This is a genomic window from Xanthobacter sp. 126 (assembly GCF_000526175.1).
In the GTDB taxonomy this organism is placed as follows: Bacteria; Pseudomonadota; Alphaproteobacteria; order Rhizobiales; family Xanthobacteraceae; genus Xanthobacter; species Xanthobacter aminoxidans.
Genome location: NZ_JAFO01000001.1, coordinates 2,534,701 through 2,550,501, shown reverse-complemented (window position 1 = coordinate 2,550,501; position 15,801 = coordinate 2,534,701). Strand labels below are relative to the sequence as shown.

Annotated in this window: 15 protein-coding genes; 6 read left to right on the top strand and 9 right to left on the bottom strand. The window is 68.2% G+C overall.

Features of this window, described 5'->3' with window-relative positions:
* Window positions 1-11: 11 nt before the first annotated feature.
* The 4 genes from mgtA to XAN126_RS0112155 all read right to left on the bottom strand — a co-directional run bounded on the left by mgtA (window position 12) and on the right by XAN126_RS0112155 (window position 5,529).
* On the bottom strand, window positions 12-2,594 hold the full coding sequence (mgtA, locus tag XAN126_RS0112170) for a magnesium-translocating P-type ATPase (protein ID WP_051460853.1): 2,583 nt from the start codon (window positions 2,592-2,594) through the stop codon (window positions 12-14).
* 152 nt (window positions 2,595-2,746) lie between these two features.
* Window positions 2,747-3,868, bottom strand: coding sequence for a carboxylate-amine ligase (locus XAN126_RS0112165; RefSeq protein ID WP_024278869.1), 1,122 nt, complete (start codon window positions 3,866-3,868; stop codon window positions 2,747-2,749).
* 251 nt (window positions 3,869-4,119) lie between these two features.
* On the bottom strand, window positions 4,120-4,845 hold the full coding sequence (locus XAN126_RS0112160; RefSeq protein ID WP_024278868.1) for a 16S rRNA (uracil(1498)-N(3))-methyltransferase: 726 nt from the start codon (window positions 4,843-4,845) through the stop codon (window positions 4,120-4,122).
* Between the two features lie 291 nt (window positions 4,846-5,136).
* On the bottom strand, window positions 5,137-5,529 hold the full coding sequence (locus XAN126_RS0112155; RefSeq protein ID WP_024278867.1) for a cytochrome c family protein: 393 nt from the start codon (window positions 5,527-5,529) through the stop codon (window positions 5,137-5,139).
* Between the two features lie 214 nt (window positions 5,530-5,743).
* On the opposite strand from XAN126_RS0112155, the gene XAN126_RS26295 reads away from it, so the two are divergent.
* From XAN126_RS26295 to XAN126_RS0112130, 5 genes are read left to right on the top strand one after another with little or no spacing between them, the layout of a single operon-like run.
* Window positions 5,744-6,382 carry a hypothetical protein gene (locus XAN126_RS26295; RefSeq protein ID WP_024278866.1) on the top strand — a complete coding sequence of 213 codons (639 nt, stop codon included), beginning with the start codon at window positions 5,744-5,746 and terminating at the stop codon, window positions 6,380-6,382.
* Window positions 6,379-6,957, top strand: a complete 579-nt coding sequence (locus XAN126_RS0112145) for a flavoprotein (protein WP_024278865.1) — start codon at window positions 6,379-6,381, stop codon at window positions 6,955-6,957. Before XAN126_RS26295 ends, XAN126_RS0112145 begins: the two co-directional genes overlap by 4 nt.
* Window positions 6,958-6,960: 3 nt before the next feature.
* The gene (locus XAN126_RS0112140) at window positions 6,961-8,379 is read left to right on the top strand and encodes a DUF6513 domain-containing protein (RefSeq protein WP_024278864.1); all 1,419 of its coding nucleotides are present in this window, start codon (window positions 6,961-6,963) and stop codon (window positions 8,377-8,379) included.
* On the top strand, window positions 8,376-8,945 hold the full coding sequence (locus tag XAN126_RS0112135) for a DUF447 domain-containing protein (protein ID WP_024278863.1): 570 nt from the start codon (window positions 8,376-8,378) through the stop codon (window positions 8,943-8,945). Before XAN126_RS0112140 ends, XAN126_RS0112135 begins: the two co-directional genes overlap by 4 nt.
* Window positions 8,942-9,661 (top strand): (5-formylfuran-3-yl)methyl phosphate synthase, encoded by a 720-nt coding sequence (locus XAN126_RS0112130; RefSeq protein WP_024278862.1) that lies wholly within the window; start codon window positions 8,942-8,944, stop codon window positions 9,659-9,661. Before XAN126_RS0112135 ends, XAN126_RS0112130 begins: the two co-directional genes overlap by 4 nt.
* 6 nt (window positions 9,662-9,667) lie before the next feature.
* Here XAN126_RS0112130 and XAN126_RS0112125 read toward each other — a convergent pair whose 3' ends face one another.
* A complete protein-coding gene (locus tag XAN126_RS0112125; protein ID WP_197024030.1) occupies window positions 9,668-10,726 on the bottom strand; it encodes an aminotransferase class III-fold pyridoxal phosphate-dependent enzyme in 1,059 nt (352 codons plus the stop codon).
* A gap of 42 nt (window positions 10,727-10,768) precedes the next feature.
* Window positions 10,769-11,149 carry a 4a-hydroxytetrahydrobiopterin dehydratase gene (locus XAN126_RS0112120; protein WP_024278860.1) on the bottom strand — a complete coding sequence of 127 codons (381 nt, stop codon included), beginning with the start codon at window positions 11,147-11,149 and terminating at the stop codon, window positions 10,769-10,771.
* Window positions 11,150-11,295: 146 nt separating this feature from the next.
* On the opposite strand from XAN126_RS0112120, the gene XAN126_RS0112115 reads away from it, so the two are divergent.
* Complete coding sequence (locus XAN126_RS0112115; RefSeq protein ID WP_024278859.1) at window positions 11,296-11,802, top strand: sterol desaturase family protein; 507 nt, start codon at window positions 11,296-11,298, stop codon at window positions 11,800-11,802.
* A gap of 72 nt (window positions 11,803-11,874) precedes the next feature.
* Here the strand turns inward: XAN126_RS0112115 and clpA are convergent, their stop codons facing one another.
* The 3 genes from clpA to XAN126_RS0112100 form a co-directional block, all read right to left on the bottom strand.
* Window positions 11,875-14,325 (bottom strand): ATP-dependent Clp protease ATP-binding subunit ClpA, encoded by a 2,451-nt coding sequence (gene clpA, locus XAN126_RS0112110; protein ID WP_024278858.1) that lies wholly within the window; start codon window positions 14,323-14,325, stop codon window positions 11,875-11,877.
* Window positions 14,326-14,570: 245 nt separating this feature from the next.
* Complete coding sequence (gene clpS / locus XAN126_RS0112105) at window positions 14,571-14,897, bottom strand: ATP-dependent Clp protease adapter ClpS (RefSeq protein WP_169121436.1); 327 nt, start codon at window positions 14,895-14,897, stop codon at window positions 14,571-14,573.
* Window positions 14,898-15,394: 497 nt separating this feature from the next.
* The gene (locus tag XAN126_RS0112100) at window positions 15,395-15,727 is read right to left on the bottom strand and encodes a phasin family protein (protein ID WP_024278856.1); all 333 of its coding nucleotides are present in this window, start codon (window positions 15,725-15,727) and stop codon (window positions 15,395-15,397) included.
* Window positions 15,728-15,801 lie beyond the last annotated feature (74 nt).

Genomic DNA, 15,801 nt, shown 5'->3' with positions numbered 1-15,801 from the left:
GGTCATCCATCCTATCCGACACCGCCGGCCCGTCCATGGGTCGGCGCCACGCCGACCGCATAGCGCTTCACCCTCTGCGCGCAGGCGAGATAGACGAGGGTGATGCCGGCGACGGCCGCGAGGGTGGTTGCCGGAAGCGGCACGAAGCCGAACCAGCTGCCAATCCCGGTTAGAGGCACCACGAAGGCGACGGCCAGGGCGCCCAGTGCGGAGATGATCAGCGTCCGGTCCGGCGGCGTCTCGCCGAGCGGCAGGCGGGTGCGGATGAGGAAGACCACCAGCACCTGCGTAGCGATGGATTCCAGGAACCACGCCGTGCGGAACGCCTCCACACCGGCGCCGAGCACTAGCAGCAGCACGGCGAAGGTGAGGAAATCGAACAGCGAGGAGAGCGGCCCCATCACCGCCGCGAACCGCACGAGCCCCTTCATGTCCCACTGCTGCGGCGTGGCGAGGTCCGCCTCATCCACGGCATCGAAGGGAATGCCGACCTCGGAGAGGTCGTAGAGCAGGTTGTTGAGCAGGATCTGCGTGGCGAGCAGCGGTAGGAACGGCAGGAAGAGGCTGGCCGCCGCCATGGACAGCATGTTGCCGAAGTTAGAGCTGGCGCCCATCCGCACATATTTCAGGATGTTGGCGAAGGTCCGCCGCCCCTCCTCCACGCCGTCGGCCACCACGTCGAGGTCGGGCGCGAGGAGGATCATGTCGGCGGCGGCGCGGGCCACGCCCGTCGCCCCATCCACCGACAGGCCGACATCGGCGAGCTTCAGGCCGGGCGCATCGTTCACTCCGTCGCCCAGGAAGCCGACGGTCTCGCCATCGGCCATCAAGGCCCGCACCACCCGCACCTTCTGGTTCGGCGTCATGCGGCCGAAGACGTTCACGCTGCGCACGCGCACCCGCAGGGCGTCGTCGGACAGGTGCGCCACTTCGGCGCCGGAGAGCATGTCCGCGGCATCGATGCCGAGTTCCCCGGCGACGCGGGCGACCACCGTGGGGTCATCCCCCGACAGCACTTTTACCCTGACCCCCGCCCCCGTCAGCCGGGCCAGCGCATGGGCGGCGGTGGGCTTGGGCGGGTCCTCGAACAGGCAGAAGCCTTCCAGAACGAGGCCGGATTCGTCCTCCGGCTCCAGGCTGCCGGTGCGGGCCATGCCGTCCGGGGTGCCGGCGCGCGTGGCGATGGCGATCGCGCGCAGGCCCTGCTCCGCGTGCCGCTTCAGCTGGGTCGCGATGGCGGCACGGGCCTCAGCACCCAGTTCGACGATTGCGTCTCCAACCCGGCGGCTGGTGCATACGTCCATCACCGCTTCCGGCGCGCCCTTGCAGACGAGGAGGCGCTCGCCGGCGCCATCCCCTGCCCGCTCCGCCAGCACGGAACCACGTCGGCGCTCATAGCCGAAGCCGAGGCGGGAGGGTGCCGACCAGCCGTCCGCCGCATCCGGCGCGGCGGCGGCAAGGGCCGTGTCCATCCAGCTGCGGTCGCCGGCCAGCTCCGCGCACAGCGCTGCGAGTTCGGCTGGCCGATGCGTCGCCTGCCCGCTTGCGTCCTCGCTGCCGGCGAGGACGATCTCGGCGGAGGTGAGCGTACCGGTCTTGTCCGTGCAGAGCACCGTCATGGCGCCGAGGTCGTGGATGGCGGTGAGGCGCTTCACGATCACCTTGCGTTGCGCCATGCGCACCGCTCCGCGCGAGAGGGTGACGGTGGTGATCATGGGCAGCAGCTCGGGCGTGAGGCCCACCGCGAGCGCCACCGCGAACATGAGCGATTCCAGCAGCGGCCGCCCCAGCACGAGGTTCACCGCCAGCACCGCCACCGACAAGACGCCAGCGGCGCGGGCGATGACGAAGCCGAGGGCCCGCAGGTCGCGCTGGAAGGGCGACAATGCGGACTCTTCGGCGAGCAGGGCAGCAGCGGCGCCGAACAGGGTCGAGCGGCCGGTGGCGACCGCGAGCGCCACCGCCTCGCCGCTCTGCGCCACCGCGCCGCGGAACAGCGCGTTCGTCGCCTCCGCCGCCACCGTGGAGGAGACGGCGCCGGGACGCTTCTCCACCGCATAGGGCTCGCCCGTGAGCGCCGCCTCGTTCGCGGCGAAGCCATCGGAGGAGAGGATCACCGCATCCGCCGGGATGATGTCGCCTGTGCGCACGCGGAACACGTCGCCGGGCACGATCCGGTCCGTGGGGAGCGTGCAGAAAACGCCATCGCGGCACACCTCGGCCGTCAGCGCGACCTGCTCGCGCAGGGCCGCCGCGGCCTTGGAGGCCCGCGCCTCCTGCACTGTGTCGAGACCGATGGACGCGACGATGACGAGGATGATGATGGCCGCGCTCGCCGCATCTCCCGTCGCGGCGGAGACGCCGGCGGCCACGAGCAGCATGAGGATCAGCGGTTCCAGCAGGCGGCGCAGCAGGGCGCGGATCGGTCCGCTCCGGCTCGGCGGCTTGTCGAGGTTGGGGCCGAAGCGATCAAGCCGCTCGGCCGCCTCGGCGGAGGACAGTCCGGTGGTGCCGCAGGTGAGGCGCAGGCAGAGGGCGTTCGGCGCCTCTGTCCAGAAGGCCGCCGTCCCCGCATCGACAGGTGCGCTCCCGATGGCGGAGGCCTTGTCCTGCGAACCCTGTCCGGCGATCTCCACGGGCGGCCTCCGGCGCTGTTCGAGCCGCCGGGAGCCTAGAGCACATTTGCGGCCAGCGGGTACCGGCCTCGATCAAGAAACGACGGCGAAGGCGACCTTCCACGGCGGTCTCATTGCATCGTGGTCGTGGCCAGCCAGCTCTTGACCGCGCCAAGGGCTTCGGTGCGGTTGCCGGTGCGGTGCTGGGCCTCCTGGAAGACAGCGAGCTGCACGTCGGCGCTGGTGCCCTCCTCAGCAATGGTCCGCACGCGCATGAGGGCATCGAGGCAGCCCAGCGCTTCCGCGTCCGAGGCCACGAGGTTGACGAGCCCATCCACCGCGTCCCGCACCGCCACGGCGCGGCGTTGGGCGAGGTCCACGAACGAGCCGTGGACGCCGTAGCGCTGGGCGCGCCATTTGTTCTCATCGGCAATGGCCCGGTCCACCGGCCCCACATCGCGGTTGTGGTGGGGATTGCGCACGAGGAACCGCACCAACGAGCGGTAGAGGGCGGCGATGGCCACCGTGTCCGTCGAGCGGGTGCAGCTGTCCGGCGCGCGCAGTTCCAGCGTCGGCAACTGGCGCGAGGGGCGGATGGCCCACCACACATAACTCGAATCGGTGATGGCCCGCGCCGCGACCATGGCTTCCACATAGCGGTCATAGGCGGCGCTGTTCTCGAACATCTCCGGCAGGCCGGTGCGCGGGAGCTCGTCATAGGCGGCGAGCCGGTAGCCCATGAGCCCGGTCTGCTTGGCGCCCCAGAAGGGCGAGGAGGTGGAGAGCGCGATGAAGTGCGGGATATAGGGGACGATGCGGCGCATCACGTCCACCCGCTCGTCCGGATCGGGTAGCTCCACATGCACGTGCAGGCCGCACACCATGTTGCGCTCGCCCAGCATCTTGAGGTCGTTCATCACGCCGTCGTAGCGGTTCGCCCGCGTGGCGCGCACACCGTCCCATGTGGCGGTGGGGTGGGTGCCGGAGGCGATGACGGCGAGGCCGTGCTCGCCCGCGACCTGCGAGACGGCGTGGCGCAGTCCGCGGATTTCATCCAGCGCGCTGCCGATGCCAGTGGCCGGGCGGGTCGCGATCTCCAGCTGCGACTGGAGCATCTCCACCGAGACGGCATCGCCCAGCCGGTCCTTCAGCTCGTCGAAGAAGCCCGCCGGCATGCGCCTTTGCACCGCCTTCGTCTGGGCATCGACGACGAAGAACTCCTCTTCGATTCCGAAGCTGTAATCGTTCGACACGGAGCCCTCCACAGAACCTGGCGTCACGGCGAGCCAGTAACGCCCGCCTTATTGCGAAGTTCCGCGAAGACTGACGCGAAATCAGTCCAAATTTGGGCACTGATTCACGCGCGAGAATGCACGTTGAGGTTCAATGTCTTCCCGCAATGCACGCGAGATGGACAAAATCAAAAGTAGTTCGCGAACGAATCGCAAGAACTATTTTGTGCCCCACGATGGAACAAAAGCCCCCTATGGGCGTTTAAACCGCCTCACCAGCGCGCCGCATTCACCAGCGCAAGGGCGGCCACGGCTGCCGTGTCGGCGCGAAGGATGCGCGGACCGAGGCTGAGGGTGAGGCCTCTCGGGACGATGCGCGTGCGCTCCTCGGGGCTGAATCCTCCCTCCGGACCGATCAATACGCTGACCGGGCCCGGACGGGCCTGCTTCAGCGCGGCGATGGGGTCTTCGTCGTCGGAGGCCTCGTCACAGAACACGAGGAGACGGTCCTCGGCGAGGGACGCGAGCCAGGCGTCGAGCGGGCGCGGCTCCTCCACATGGGGCAGGCTGAGGATGCCGCACTGTTCGGCGGCCTCGATGGCGTTGGCGGTCATGCGCTCGACATTGACGCGGGAGACCTGCGTGTAGCGGGTGATGACCGGGCTCAGGATGCCCGCACCCATCTCCACCGCCTTCTGCACCATGTAGTCGAGCCGCGCGTGCTTCAGCGGCGCGAATGCATATTCCAGCGTCGGCGCGGGCGGCTGGGCGCGGGTCTCGCGCAGCACCTCGAAGCGCACCTCGCGCTTGCCGCCGGCGATCCGCGTCGCCCGCCATTCCCCGTCCCGGCCGTTGAACAGGAGAATGTCCTCGCCGACCCCAAGGCGGATGACGTTGGCCACGTAATGCGCCGCCTCGCGCTCCAGCACGATCTCGGCGCCCTCGGCGAGATCGGCGGCGACGTGCAGGCGTTGGGCGTGGAAATCGTGCTCGGGCATGGCGGCTCCTCTCGCCGGAGGGACACCACGCATCGGCGCGCGTTGCAAGCTTGCGGTTTCCGACCCCCGGAAACGAGAACAGGCGGAGACCCGAAGGGCCCCGCCTGTCTCACCCCCCGAACGCCCCTCGGGAGACAACGCCCTGACCGGCGCTCAGGTATTATCCACAAGAGCAGCCTTTGGTTGCATCCCCCGAATGGAGGATGCGAGGGACGCAGATACCGTGTCAGACGCGGCACGGCGTCGCCCGGAGCCCCTCAAGGCTCGATGTCGACGCCTCCCTGTCAGAGCTTACTTGGAGCCGTCGGGCTTGAACTGGGCGAGGAAGGCGATGAGGTCCTTGCGCTCGTCCTCGTTCTTGACGCCCGCGAAGGCCATCTTGCCCTTCGGCACGAGGTGCTTGGGATTCTCGATGTAGTCGTTGAGGGTCGCCTCGTCCCACACCTTGCCGGCGGCGGCGCCGTCCTTGATGTCCTGGGAATAGGCATAGCCCTCGAAGTGCGCCCACTTGGCGCCGACGATGCCGTTCAGCGGCGGGCCGACCTTCACCTTGGCGTCGGGGCCGATGGCATGGCAGGCCATGCACTTCTTGAATACGGTCTCGCCCTTGGCGACGTCGGGGTCGGCATAGGCCGAACCGGTGGCGGCGGCGAGGACAAGGGCAGAAGCCAGAACAAGACGCATTGAGCTATATCCTCTCTGTCGGCCGGGCCCCGGCTGTGCATGGCGGTGGTGTTCGCACCTGCAGTTTCGCGGAAGCCAGCTTGGATGCTTTACCGGGCAGACGCCTCCACCTAGGACACGACATATACCCCCGGCGGAGGGGTCGGGTTCCTTAGCATGTTTCCAACCCGGCCTTCGATGCGACCTTGAGACCACCCGGAACGACGGCTTTAGCGTGACCCTTGTTGTCAAAATTGGTGGAAGCCTGACGCGGGGCGCGCCGCCCCGGCTTCTGCTCGAACGCCTCTCGGACCGGAAGGGGCTGGTGCTCGTGCCGGGGGGCGGAGCATTGGCCGATCAGGTTCGCTTGATTCAGCCGCAGATGGGGCTTTCCGATGGGGCAGCCCACCGCATGGCGATCCTCGCCATGGAGCAGATGGCCCACGCGTTCCTCGACCTGGCCCCGGGCCTGCGCCCCGCGCGGACGCCGGCCGAGCTGATGTCCGCCGCCGCCACCGGCACTGCCCTGTGGCTTCCCGCCACCATGACCCTCGACGCGCCGGACATCCCCCAGGGCTGGGACGTGACATCCGACAGCCTCGCCCTGTGGCTCGCCGCGCGGCTTCCGGCCCCACGGCTGGTGCTGGTGAAGGCGCCGGGCGTGACGATCCCTCAGACCGGCGACCGCGCGGGCGATATTGCGGCCTGGACCGCGGCCGGTCTGGTGGATGCGGCTTTTGCGACCATGGCACGGGGATATTCTGGCGATATTGTCCTCGTCCCCGCCGACGACGGGGCGCTGCTGGAACAGGCGCTCGAACCGCTTGCGCCGCAGAGCATCGAGGAAACAAGAAAAGGCCCACGCCAATCATGAGCGAGACCCGTTCCAGCAAGAAGCCGCCCCGCTGGGCCTGGGCCCTCACCGGCTCGGGGCACTATTTCACCGAGAGCATCGAGATCATCCGCGAGCTTCAGGACGTGGACCTGTTCATCTCCGACGCGGCGGACGAAGTGCTGCGCATGTACAAGCAGGACAAGGAACCCCTGCCGGCCCAGACGCAGGTGTTCCGCGACAATTCGGCGTCCTCCGCCTCCGTCGGGCGATTCTATCACGGCGAGTATCATACCCTCGTCGTCTCCCCCGCCTCCTCCAACACGGTGGCGAAGGCGGTGCACGGTATCTCGGATACGCTCGTCACCAATTGCTTCGCCCAGGCCGGCAAGTGCCGGGTGGCCTGCATCGTGTTTGCCTGCGACAGCCAGCCGGAGATGATCACCATGGCGCCGGAAGGCCCGGTGCCGGTCTATCCGCGCCGCATCGATCTGGAGAACACCGCGAAGCTCAAGACCTTCGAGGCGACCGTGGTGGCCGAGACGCTGGAGGAACTGCGCCTCGCCGTCGCCCGTCGCCGGGCCGAGCTTGCCACCCTCTATCCCGTCCCGGCCTGAGCCATGGCCGAGCGCGTCGCCCTCGTCACCGGCTCGCTGGCCGAGCCGCGCATCCGCCGCATCGCGGAGGAGCTTGCGGACGGCACGCTTGATCCGGTGGTGGTGAACATCGGCGTGAAGGTCGCGGCGCTGATGACGGCGGAGATTGTGGAGCGCCGCCTCAAGCTGCCCGAGGGCACGGACAAGGTGCTGATGCCCGGCCGCTTCCGGGGCGACTTGGAGCGCCTCGCCGCCCGCTTCGGCCTGCCGTTCGAGCGCGGGCCGGAGGAGGCGGCGGACCTGCCCACCTATTTCGGCCGCGGCAAGGGCCGCAACGTGCCCCTTGACCGCCACGACGTGACGCTGTTCGCCGAGATCGTGGACGCCACCCGCCTCACCATCCCGCAATTGCTGGACCGTGCCCGCTTCCTGAGGGGCGAGGGCGCAGACGTGATCGACCTCGGCGCCTTGCCCGACAATCCGTTTCCGCATCTGGAAGAGGCCATCGTCGCCCTCAAGGCCGAGGGCTTCAAGGTGAGCGTGGACAGCTTCGACCCGGAAGAGCTGCGTCGCGGCACCCGCGCCGGGGCGGACTATCTGCTCAGCCTCAATGAGACCAACCTCGCCATTGCCGATGAAGGCCCGGCCGTGCCGGTGCTGGTGCCGGCGCAGGCGGGCGACCTTGGCTCGCTCCTGCGCGCCATCGAGGCGTGCGAGGCGGCGGGGCGGCCCTTCCTCGCCGATCCCATCCTCGACCCCATCCATCTGGGCTTCACGGCTTCGCTGGTGCGCTATGCGGAGCTGCGGCGGCTGAAGCCGGACATTCCCATCCTGATGGGCATCGGCAATGTCACCGAGCTGACGGATGCCGACACCACCGGCATGAACGCGCTGCTGATGGGCATCATCTCCGAGCTGCGGCTCAATGCCGTCCTGGCGGTACAGGTGAGCCCCCATTGCCGCACGGCGGTGCGCGAGTTCGACCGGGCGCGGCGGGAATATTACGCCGCGCGCGAGGCCGGCGCCCTGCCGCAGGGCTTCGGCGGCGGGCTGATGGCCCTGCGCGACCGGCGCCCCTGGTCCACCAGCCCCGAGGAAGTGGAGCGGCTCGCATCCACGGTGGCCGACCGCAATTTCCGCATCGAGGTGACGGAACAGGGCATTCACGTCTACAACCGCGACGGCCACCATGTGGCGGCGGACCCCTTCGCCCTCTTCCCCCATCTCAAGGTGGAGGATGACGGCGCCCACGCCTTCTATCTCGGCGTGGAGACGGCGCGGGCGGAGATCGCCCACCACCTCGGCAAGCGCTATGCGCAGGACGAGCCCTTGAAATGGGGCGTCGCGGGCGAGACCGGCGGCAGCGCCGAGGAGGCCCATCGGTTGACATTCAAGGAAGCGGGCTCGACGCTTTCATCGAAGAAGAAAGGCGAAAGCGCGTGATCCGGGAGACCATCGTCACCACCGTCTCGGCCGCCGGGGAGGCGCACATTGCGCCTATGGGCGCGACCGTGGTGGAGGGCGGCTATCTGCTCCAGCCCTTCCGCCCCTCGCGCACGCTGGACAATCTGGCGGCGGCGAAGAGCTGCGTGGTGAACTTTTCGGACGATGCCCGCATCTTCGCCGGCTGCATCACCGGCCGGCACCGCTCCTGGCCAACCGTTCCCGCCACCCGCATCGCCAGAGGCGCGCGCCTCGCCGACTGCCTCGCCCATGACGAGGTGGAGGTGGTGCGCATGGAGGACGACCCAACCCGCCCCCGCTTCTTCTGCCGCACCATCCACCGCGAGACCCACGCGCCCTTCCTCGGGCTGAACCGCGCCGTCGCCGCGGTGCTGGAAGGGGCCATTCTCGTCTCGCGCCTGCACATGATGGACACGGACCGGGTGGACCGGGAGATGAACTATCTTTCCATCGCCATCGATAAGACCGCCGGCCCGGCCGAGCGCGAGGCGTGGGACTGGCTGTGCGAGACCATCGCTGACCACCGGGCGCGGGCGGCGTCATGACGGCGCACGTTCCGGCCCGGCCGGGCCTTCTTGCATCGGTGGCGACGCTCGACGAGATGAGCACCGCGCTCGCGGTGGGGATCGATATCCTGGACCTCAAGAACCCCTCCGAAGGCGCGCTGGGCGCGTGGGCGCCGGAAGCGCTGCTGGACGCCGTGGCCCTGTGGCGCGCCGCCGGCGCACCGGGCAGCCTCAGCGCCACGGTGGGCGACCACCCGCTGGACCCGGACGTGCTGCGCGCCGCCGCCGAGCGCACCTCCGCCACCGGCGTGCCGCTGGTGAAGATCGGCTTCGCCCTCGGCGATGGCGCCGCCCTCCCGCCCGTACTCGACGCCCTTCGCCCCCTCGGCCGCGAAACGCGCCTGATCGCCGTCCTCTTCGCCGATCAGGCGCCGGACCTCGCCGCCGTGCCGCTGTTCGCCGCCGCCGGCTTCCATGGCGTGATGCTGGACACGGCGGACAAGGCGGCCGGTGGCCTGCTTGCCCACCTGCCGGTGGAAACCCTCGCCCGCTTCGTCGCGGCTGCCCGAGCGGAAGGGCTGCTCACCGGCCTCGCGGGTTCACTGAAAGTGGCGGATATCACCCCGCTGGCGGCGCTGCGGCCGCATTATCTCGGCTTCCGCGGTGCGCTCTGTGCCGAGGGGCGGACCAGCGCCCTCGATCCGCTGCGTCTGGCCGCCGTGCGCGATACGCTGGCGGGGCGCATCCTCGCCTGAGGCCGGTCAGGCGGGCGGGATCGCCGCCACCACCGCGTCGATGATATCGCCCGCCGCCGAAATCTCCGCCTCCGTCACGGTCAGCGGCGGCAGCATCGCGAGCACGTTGCCGAGCGGGCGGGCGAAAAGGCCCCGTTCGGCCAGAGCCTCGGTCAGCGAAGCGGCCGGCCCGGCGCAGACCAGCCCCTGAACGAGGCCGGTGCCCGTGGTGTCGGTGAACAGATCCGGCCGGTGCCAGCGCAGGGTGGCCAGTCGGTCCTCCAGCTTCCAACCTATCTCCTGCACCCGCGTCTCGAAGCCGGGCACGAAAGCGGCCGCGAGAACCGGCAGCAGGCCGGCGGCTGCATCCTCGCCCAACAGCAGCAGGCTGGCGGGCAGGCTGCGGGCCAGACGGGCGCTGAGCACCAATGCCGAAGCCCCCTCCCCATCCTCGGCCTCGCCGGGCAGCCCATCGATCACCATCACATCCGGCGCCACGCCGCGCCATTCGTGGGCGAAGGCCATGCCCGTGCGTCCGAGGCCGGCGTCGGTCTCGTCGAACATCAGCACGACGCCATACTCATCCGCCGCCTGCCGTGCCGCCGCGAGGAGGAAGCCCGGCAGAAAGCGCAGGCCGGCATCGATGGAGGCGGGCGCGAGCAGCAGCGCCGCCACATTCGCCCCCATGGCGGCCTCGATGGCCGCTTCGTCCTCCGGGATGCGCCGCACGCCCGCATCCTGCGCGAGCACCGGGGGAAGCCGCGGGTCGTCGGAGACAACAATGATCTCCCGCCGCTTGGGCCGCCCCGCCGTGCGGTGGTGGAGACGGATGGCCTCGACCGCCCCACGCCACGCCGTCGCGCGATCGGCAAAGAAGCGGGCGACGTCGCCGAAGGAATGGTCCGTCAGGAGGGCGGCACATCTGGCGGAGGCGGGAGCGCCCTCCCCTTCGCCCACCTCTCCTTCGATGATCCGCGCGGGATCGAAGAGGACGGCGCCTGAGAAATCGAGTGCCGGCGCCGCAACGGCGGCTGCTCCGTCGAACGGCGCTTCGACGCCAGAAGCATCTGGGGCGGTTACCGACACGCTCTCCTCCATCCACCGGATGAAGCAAGGAGCGCGCCGGGATCAGTCGTACTTGATGTAGGAAAAACGCAGATCGTGCTGCGGCGTGCCCTCAAGCGGCGCATCCTCGCCGGCGCCGGGCTGCCACTGCACCACCTCCTCGATCTTCTTCGCGAGGGCGAGATCGCGCACGGTGATGCCCTTGGCGTCGTGAGACTGGAGCCGCACCTCCACCCATGCGTAGGAGGCGGTGAGGTCGGGATGGTGCCACGCCGCCTCCGCCAGATGGCCGACGGTGTTGATGACCATCAGCGTGCCCTTCCAGCTGTTGGTCTTGTAGGTGCGCTTGATCCAGCCGTCCTCATAGCGCCAATGGGGAAGCTCGGCGGCGAGGTGGGCGGCGACCTCATCCGCAGTGAAGGTCTTCTTGCGATCGACGGTCATGGTCGGCTCCGCGTCAGAGCCCGGGCGCACGGTTGATCTTGCCAGTTGATCTTGCACAGTGCGCCACGCGGCGGGTGATGCTGTATAAGGACGAGACCCGCGGCAGGCCCGGGGATATCCCGTTCTGCCGCAGCGGATGGAGAACCATGTCGAACGCGCTCGCCTTCCTCGTCAACACGTCGATCGTGCTCCTCACCGTCGCCGCCATGGAAGGCGTGGCGTGGGCAGCGCATAAATATGTGATGCACGGCTGGGGCTGGGGCTGGCACAAGTCGCACCACGAGCCGCGCGAAGGCGTGTTCGAGCGCAACGACCTCTACGCCGTCGTGTTCGCCGGCATCGCCATCCTGCTCATCTATTTCTACCGCAATGGCGGCCCCCTGCTGTGGGTGGGCGTGGGGATGACCGTCTACGGCTTCCTGTATTTCTTCGTCCACGACGGCATCACGCACCAGCGCTGGCCGTTCCGCTACGTGCCGCGCAACGGCTATCTCAAGCGCCTCGTTCAGGCGCACCGGCTGCATCATGCGGTGGAGGGCAAGGAGGGCTGCGTCTCCTTCGGCTTCATCTACGCGCCGCCGCCGGCCGCGCTGAAGGCCAAGCTGAAGAAGCTGCACGGCGGCAGCCTCAAGAACGGCGAGGCGGCGGAATAGCCGCGCAATTCCTGATCCTGAAACGAAAAGAGGCGGCCCGAGAGCCGCCTCTTTTTTTTGATCGGGAAGCCGTCAGGCCTTGACCAGCGGCAGCTTGGGCACCGGGCTGCCGGAGCGGCCCGGACCACCGGCCGGCCCGCCCTTCGGGCCCTTGCCCTTGGGGGTGGGCTTGGCCTTCGACTTGGCCGCGGGCTTGCGGCGCTTGGCGGGGGCCGGGACAATCTTTTCCGGCTTGGGGGTGACGGGGCCTTCGGGAAATTCGAAGCCGAGCTTCGACTCCTTGCCCTCGCCTTCCACCACCACGCGCACGTGGCCGCCATTCTTGAGCGCGCCGAACAGCACGAGGTCCGCCAGCGGAGTCTTGATGAACTCCTGGATGACGCGGGCCATGGGCCGCGCCCCCATCTGCTCGTCGTAGCCGCGCTCCACCAGCCACGCGCCCGCCTCGTCGGAGAGTTCGATGGTGACGTTGCGGTCGGCGAGCTGGGCCTCCAGCTGGAGCACGAACTTCTCCACCACCTGGGTGATGACCTCGGGCGGCAAGTGGCCGAACGGGATCACCGCGTCGAGGCGGTTGCGGAACTCCGGCGCGAAGGTCCGGTTGATGGCCTCCGAATCGTCGCCCTCGCGCTTGCTGCGGGTGAAGCCGTAGGCGGCCTTGGCCAGATCCGCCGCACCCGCATTCGTGGTCATGATCAGAATCACGTTGCGGAAATCGATCTGCTTGCCGTTGTGGTCGGTCAGCTTCCCGTGGTCCATCACCTGCAGGAGGATGTTGAAGAGGTCCGGATGGGCCTTCTCGATCTCGTCCAGCAGCAGCACGCAGTGCGGGTTCTGGTCCACGCCATCCGTCAGCAGTCCGCCCTGGTCGAAGCCCACATAGCCGGGAGGCGCGCCGATGAGGCGGCTCACGGTGTGGCGCTCCATATACTCCGACATGTCGAAGCGCAGGAGCTGCACGCCCAGGATGGAGGCGAGCTGCTTGGCAACCTCGGTCTTGCCGACGCCGGTGGGGCCGGAGAACAGGTAGCAGCCGATGGGCTTTTCCGGCTCGCGCAGGCCAGCGCGGGCCAGCTTGATGGAAGCGGAGAGCGCCTCGATGGCCTTGTTCTGCCCGTAGACCACCCGCTTCAGGGTCGTCTGCAGGTTGGCCAGCACCTCGGCATCATCCTTGGAGACGGTCTTGGGCGGAATCCGCGCCATGGTGGCGATGGTCGCCTCGATCTCCTTGAGGCCGATGGTCTTCTTGCGCTTGGCCTCGGGCAGCAGCATCTGGGCCGCACCCGACTCGTCGATCACGTCGATCGCCTTGTCCGGCAGCTTGCGGTCGTGGATGTAGCGGGCCGACAGCTCCACCGCCGCCTTGATGGCGTCGTTGGTGTAGCGCAGCTTGTGGTAGTCCTCGAAGTAGGGCTTCAGCCCCTTCAGGATCTCGATGGCGTCCGGCACGGTCGGCTCGGCCACATCGATCTTCTGGAAGCGGCGGACGAGGGCGCGGTCTTTCTCGAAATACTGGCGGTATTCCTTGTAGGTGGTCGAGCCCATGCAGCGGAGCGAGCCCGAGGCGAGCGCGGGCTTCAGCAGGTTGGACGCGTCCATGGCGCCGCCCGAGGTCGCACCGGCACCGATGACCGTGTGGATCTCGTCGATGAACATGATCGCGTTGGGATAGGCCTCGATCTCCTTCACCACCTGCTTGAGGCGCTCCTCGAAGTCGCCGCGATAGCGGGTGCCGGCGAGCAGCGCGCCCATGTCGAGGGCGAAGACGGTGGCGGTGGCCAGCACCTCCGGCACCTCGCCATCGTTGATGCGCTTGGCGAGACCCTCGGCGATGGCGGTCTTGCCGACGCCCGGATCGCCCACGAACAGCGGGTTGTTCTTCTGCCGGCGGCAGAGCACCTGGATGGTGCGGGTGATCTCGCTGTCGCGGCCGATGAGGGGATCGATCTTGCCCTCATGCGCCTTCTTGTTGAGGTTGATGCAGTAGGCGTCGAGCGCGTCGGCCTTCTTCTGCTTGTCGTCGCCGGACTTGGTCTCGGTCTCCTCCTCGGCGCCGCGCACGGGGCGGCTCTCGGACATGCCGGAGCGCTTGGCGATGCCGTGGGAGATGTAGTTGACCGCGTCGTACCGCGTCATGTCCTGCTCCTGCAGGAAATAGGCGGCATGGCTCTCGCGCTCGGCGAAGATGGCGACGAGCACGTTGGCGCCCGTCACCTCCTCGCGGCCCGAGGACTGGACATGGATCACCGCGCGCTGGATAACGCGCTGGAAACCGGCCGTGGGCTTTGAATCGTCGGAGCCGGACTGGACGAGATTTTCCAGCTCGGTGTCGACATATTCGATGAGGTTGCGACGGAGCTTCTCCATGTCGACGTTGCAGGCGCGCATGACGGCGGCCGCATCCTGATCATCGACGAGCGAGAGAAGCAGGTGCTCGAGAGTCGCATATTCGTGGTGGCGTTCGTTCGCGAGGGCCAGAGCGCGATGGAGCGACTGTTCGAGGCTGCGTGAGAATGTAGGCATCGACACCTCTTTCGCGCGTCGCACCGGACTTTCGGAATCTTCCCCCAGATCCGGAGCACGTGCACCATTCACACAAACTTCGTACTGGATGCCGCAGTGCGCAAGTCCCTCGGCGAAAGGAAAGCGCGCGGGCCCGCCGCCGAATTCCGCTTGACGACGGCACAACGCCCCGCCGGCCCGAACTTCCGCCCGGGTCGGGGCACGATCACTTTTCTGCGGGAAGTCTGAACGCCGCCTGTTGCGGCTCACTTCTTTTCCATCACGCACTGAAGCGGGTGCTGATGCTTGCGGGCGAAATCCATCACCTGAGTCACCTTGGTCTCGGCGACCTCGTAGGTGAAAACGCCGCATTCGCCGACGCCGTGGTGATGGACGTGGAGCATGATGCGGTTCGCCTCGTCCCGGTTCTTGCTGAAGAACCGCTCGAGCACGTGCACCACGAACTCCATGGGCGTGTAGTCGTCGTTGAGCAGCAGCACGCGATAAAGGCTCGGCCGCTTGGTCTGGGGCTTGGTGCGGGTGATGACGGCCGTACCCGGTCCGTCGCCCTTGCGCGGCGGCTCGCCCGCCATGGCACGCGGCAGCACGCGCGCGGGCATCACGCGGGCCGAATGGGCGCCAGCCGGAAGAGACGGATGGAAATCGTGCTTCATGATCCTCGCGCCCTGTCGCGATCCCCGGCGGCAAGCCGGAGCCTCGGCGCAGCCCCTGACGGCTGGCAATCATAGAAAAATCGATGCGTCCGCGCCAGTACCGCAGTGCGCAAGGAGGACACCAAGCGCATGCGGCCGTATGGACGTTCGGTCGGCTTCTATGTCGGGAGCAATGCTGACGAGCGCAAGGTCAGGTGCGCATATCCCGCGTGCGGCGCATTGATGCGCGGTCAGGGATCGGGCGCGACCGGGGCGTCACAGATGGGGGCGCCGGGGCGCGACGCGATACGAGCCCCCGGCGAAGAACCGGGAGGCCACCCCTGACGGGCCGGCCTCGCGGGATCATCCAGCCCCCGGCACGCAGTGCTGCGCGCCGGACGGGGCGAGCCTCAGGCCGCAAGCCCGAGGAATTTGCCTCAGCGGCCGAACTTGCCGAAGGAGGTCTCGAAGGGCTTGTAGCTCTCCTTCGCCAGCTCCGTGTAGAGCTCGCCGAGCTTGGTCGCCTGGGCGACGGCGCCCTCGTAGGCGGTCTTGAGGTAGGACTGCTGGATCTCGATGGCCTGCTCGAGGGTCTTGGCACCGAGCAGCTTCTCGAGGGCAGCGGTGCCCTGCTCGAAGGAAGCCTTGGTGTAGTCGGCGATTTCCACCGCGATCGCCTGCGCGCTCTTGGAAAGCGTGCCGAAGCTCTTCATCGCGGCTTCGACATTGTCCTTGCTGAGCTTCTGGAGCTCTTCAGCGCCCTGAACCATTGGATGTCCCCTTTCGCGCCAGCAAACGCGCCGGCCTAACGTCGAGTGGATTATGCCTCCGCTCAGTTGTGGAT

What these genes read in the sequence shown, in the direction of transcription:
- XAN126_RS0112160 (WP_024278868.1), bottom strand. Translation starts at nt 4,845, where the DNA reads ATGCCCGAGCACGATTTCCACGCCCAACGCCTGCACGTCGCCGCCGAT.
- XAN126_RS0112155 (WP_024278867.1), bottom strand. Translation starts at nt 5,529, where the DNA reads ATGCGTCTTGTTCTGGCTTCTGCCCTTGTCCTCGCCGCCGCCACCGGT.
- XAN126_RS0112145 (WP_024278865.1), top strand. Translation starts at nt 6,379, where the DNA reads ATGAGCGAGACCCGTTCCAGCAAGAAGCCGCCCCGCTGGGCCTGGGCC.
- XAN126_RS0112140 (WP_024278864.1), top strand. Translation starts at nt 6,961, where the DNA reads ATGGCCGAGCGCGTCGCCCTCGTCACCGGCTCGCTGGCCGAGCCGCGC.
- XAN126_RS0112130 (WP_024278862.1), top strand. Translation starts at nt 8,942, where the DNA reads ATGACGGCGCACGTTCCGGCCCGGCCGGGCCTTCTTGCATCGGTGGCG.
- XAN126_RS0112120 (WP_024278860.1), bottom strand. Translation starts at nt 11,149, where the DNA reads ATGACCGTCGATCGCAAGAAGACCTTCACTGCGGATGAGGTCGCCGCC.
- XAN126_RS0112115 (WP_024278859.1), top strand. Translation starts at nt 11,296, where the DNA reads ATGTCGAACGCGCTCGCCTTCCTCGTCAACACGTCGATCGTGCTCCTC.
- clpA (WP_024278858.1), bottom strand. Translation starts at nt 14,325, where the DNA reads ATGCCTACATTCTCACGCAGCCTCGAACAGTCGCTCCATCGCGCTCTG.
- clpS (WP_169121436.1), bottom strand. Translation starts at nt 14,897, where the DNA reads ATGGCGGGCGAGCCGCCGCGCAAGGGCGACGGACCGGGTACGGCCGTC.
- XAN126_RS0112100 (WP_024278856.1), bottom strand. Translation starts at nt 15,727, where the DNA reads ATGGTTCAGGGCGCTGAAGAGCTCCAGAAGCTCAGCAAGGACAATGTC.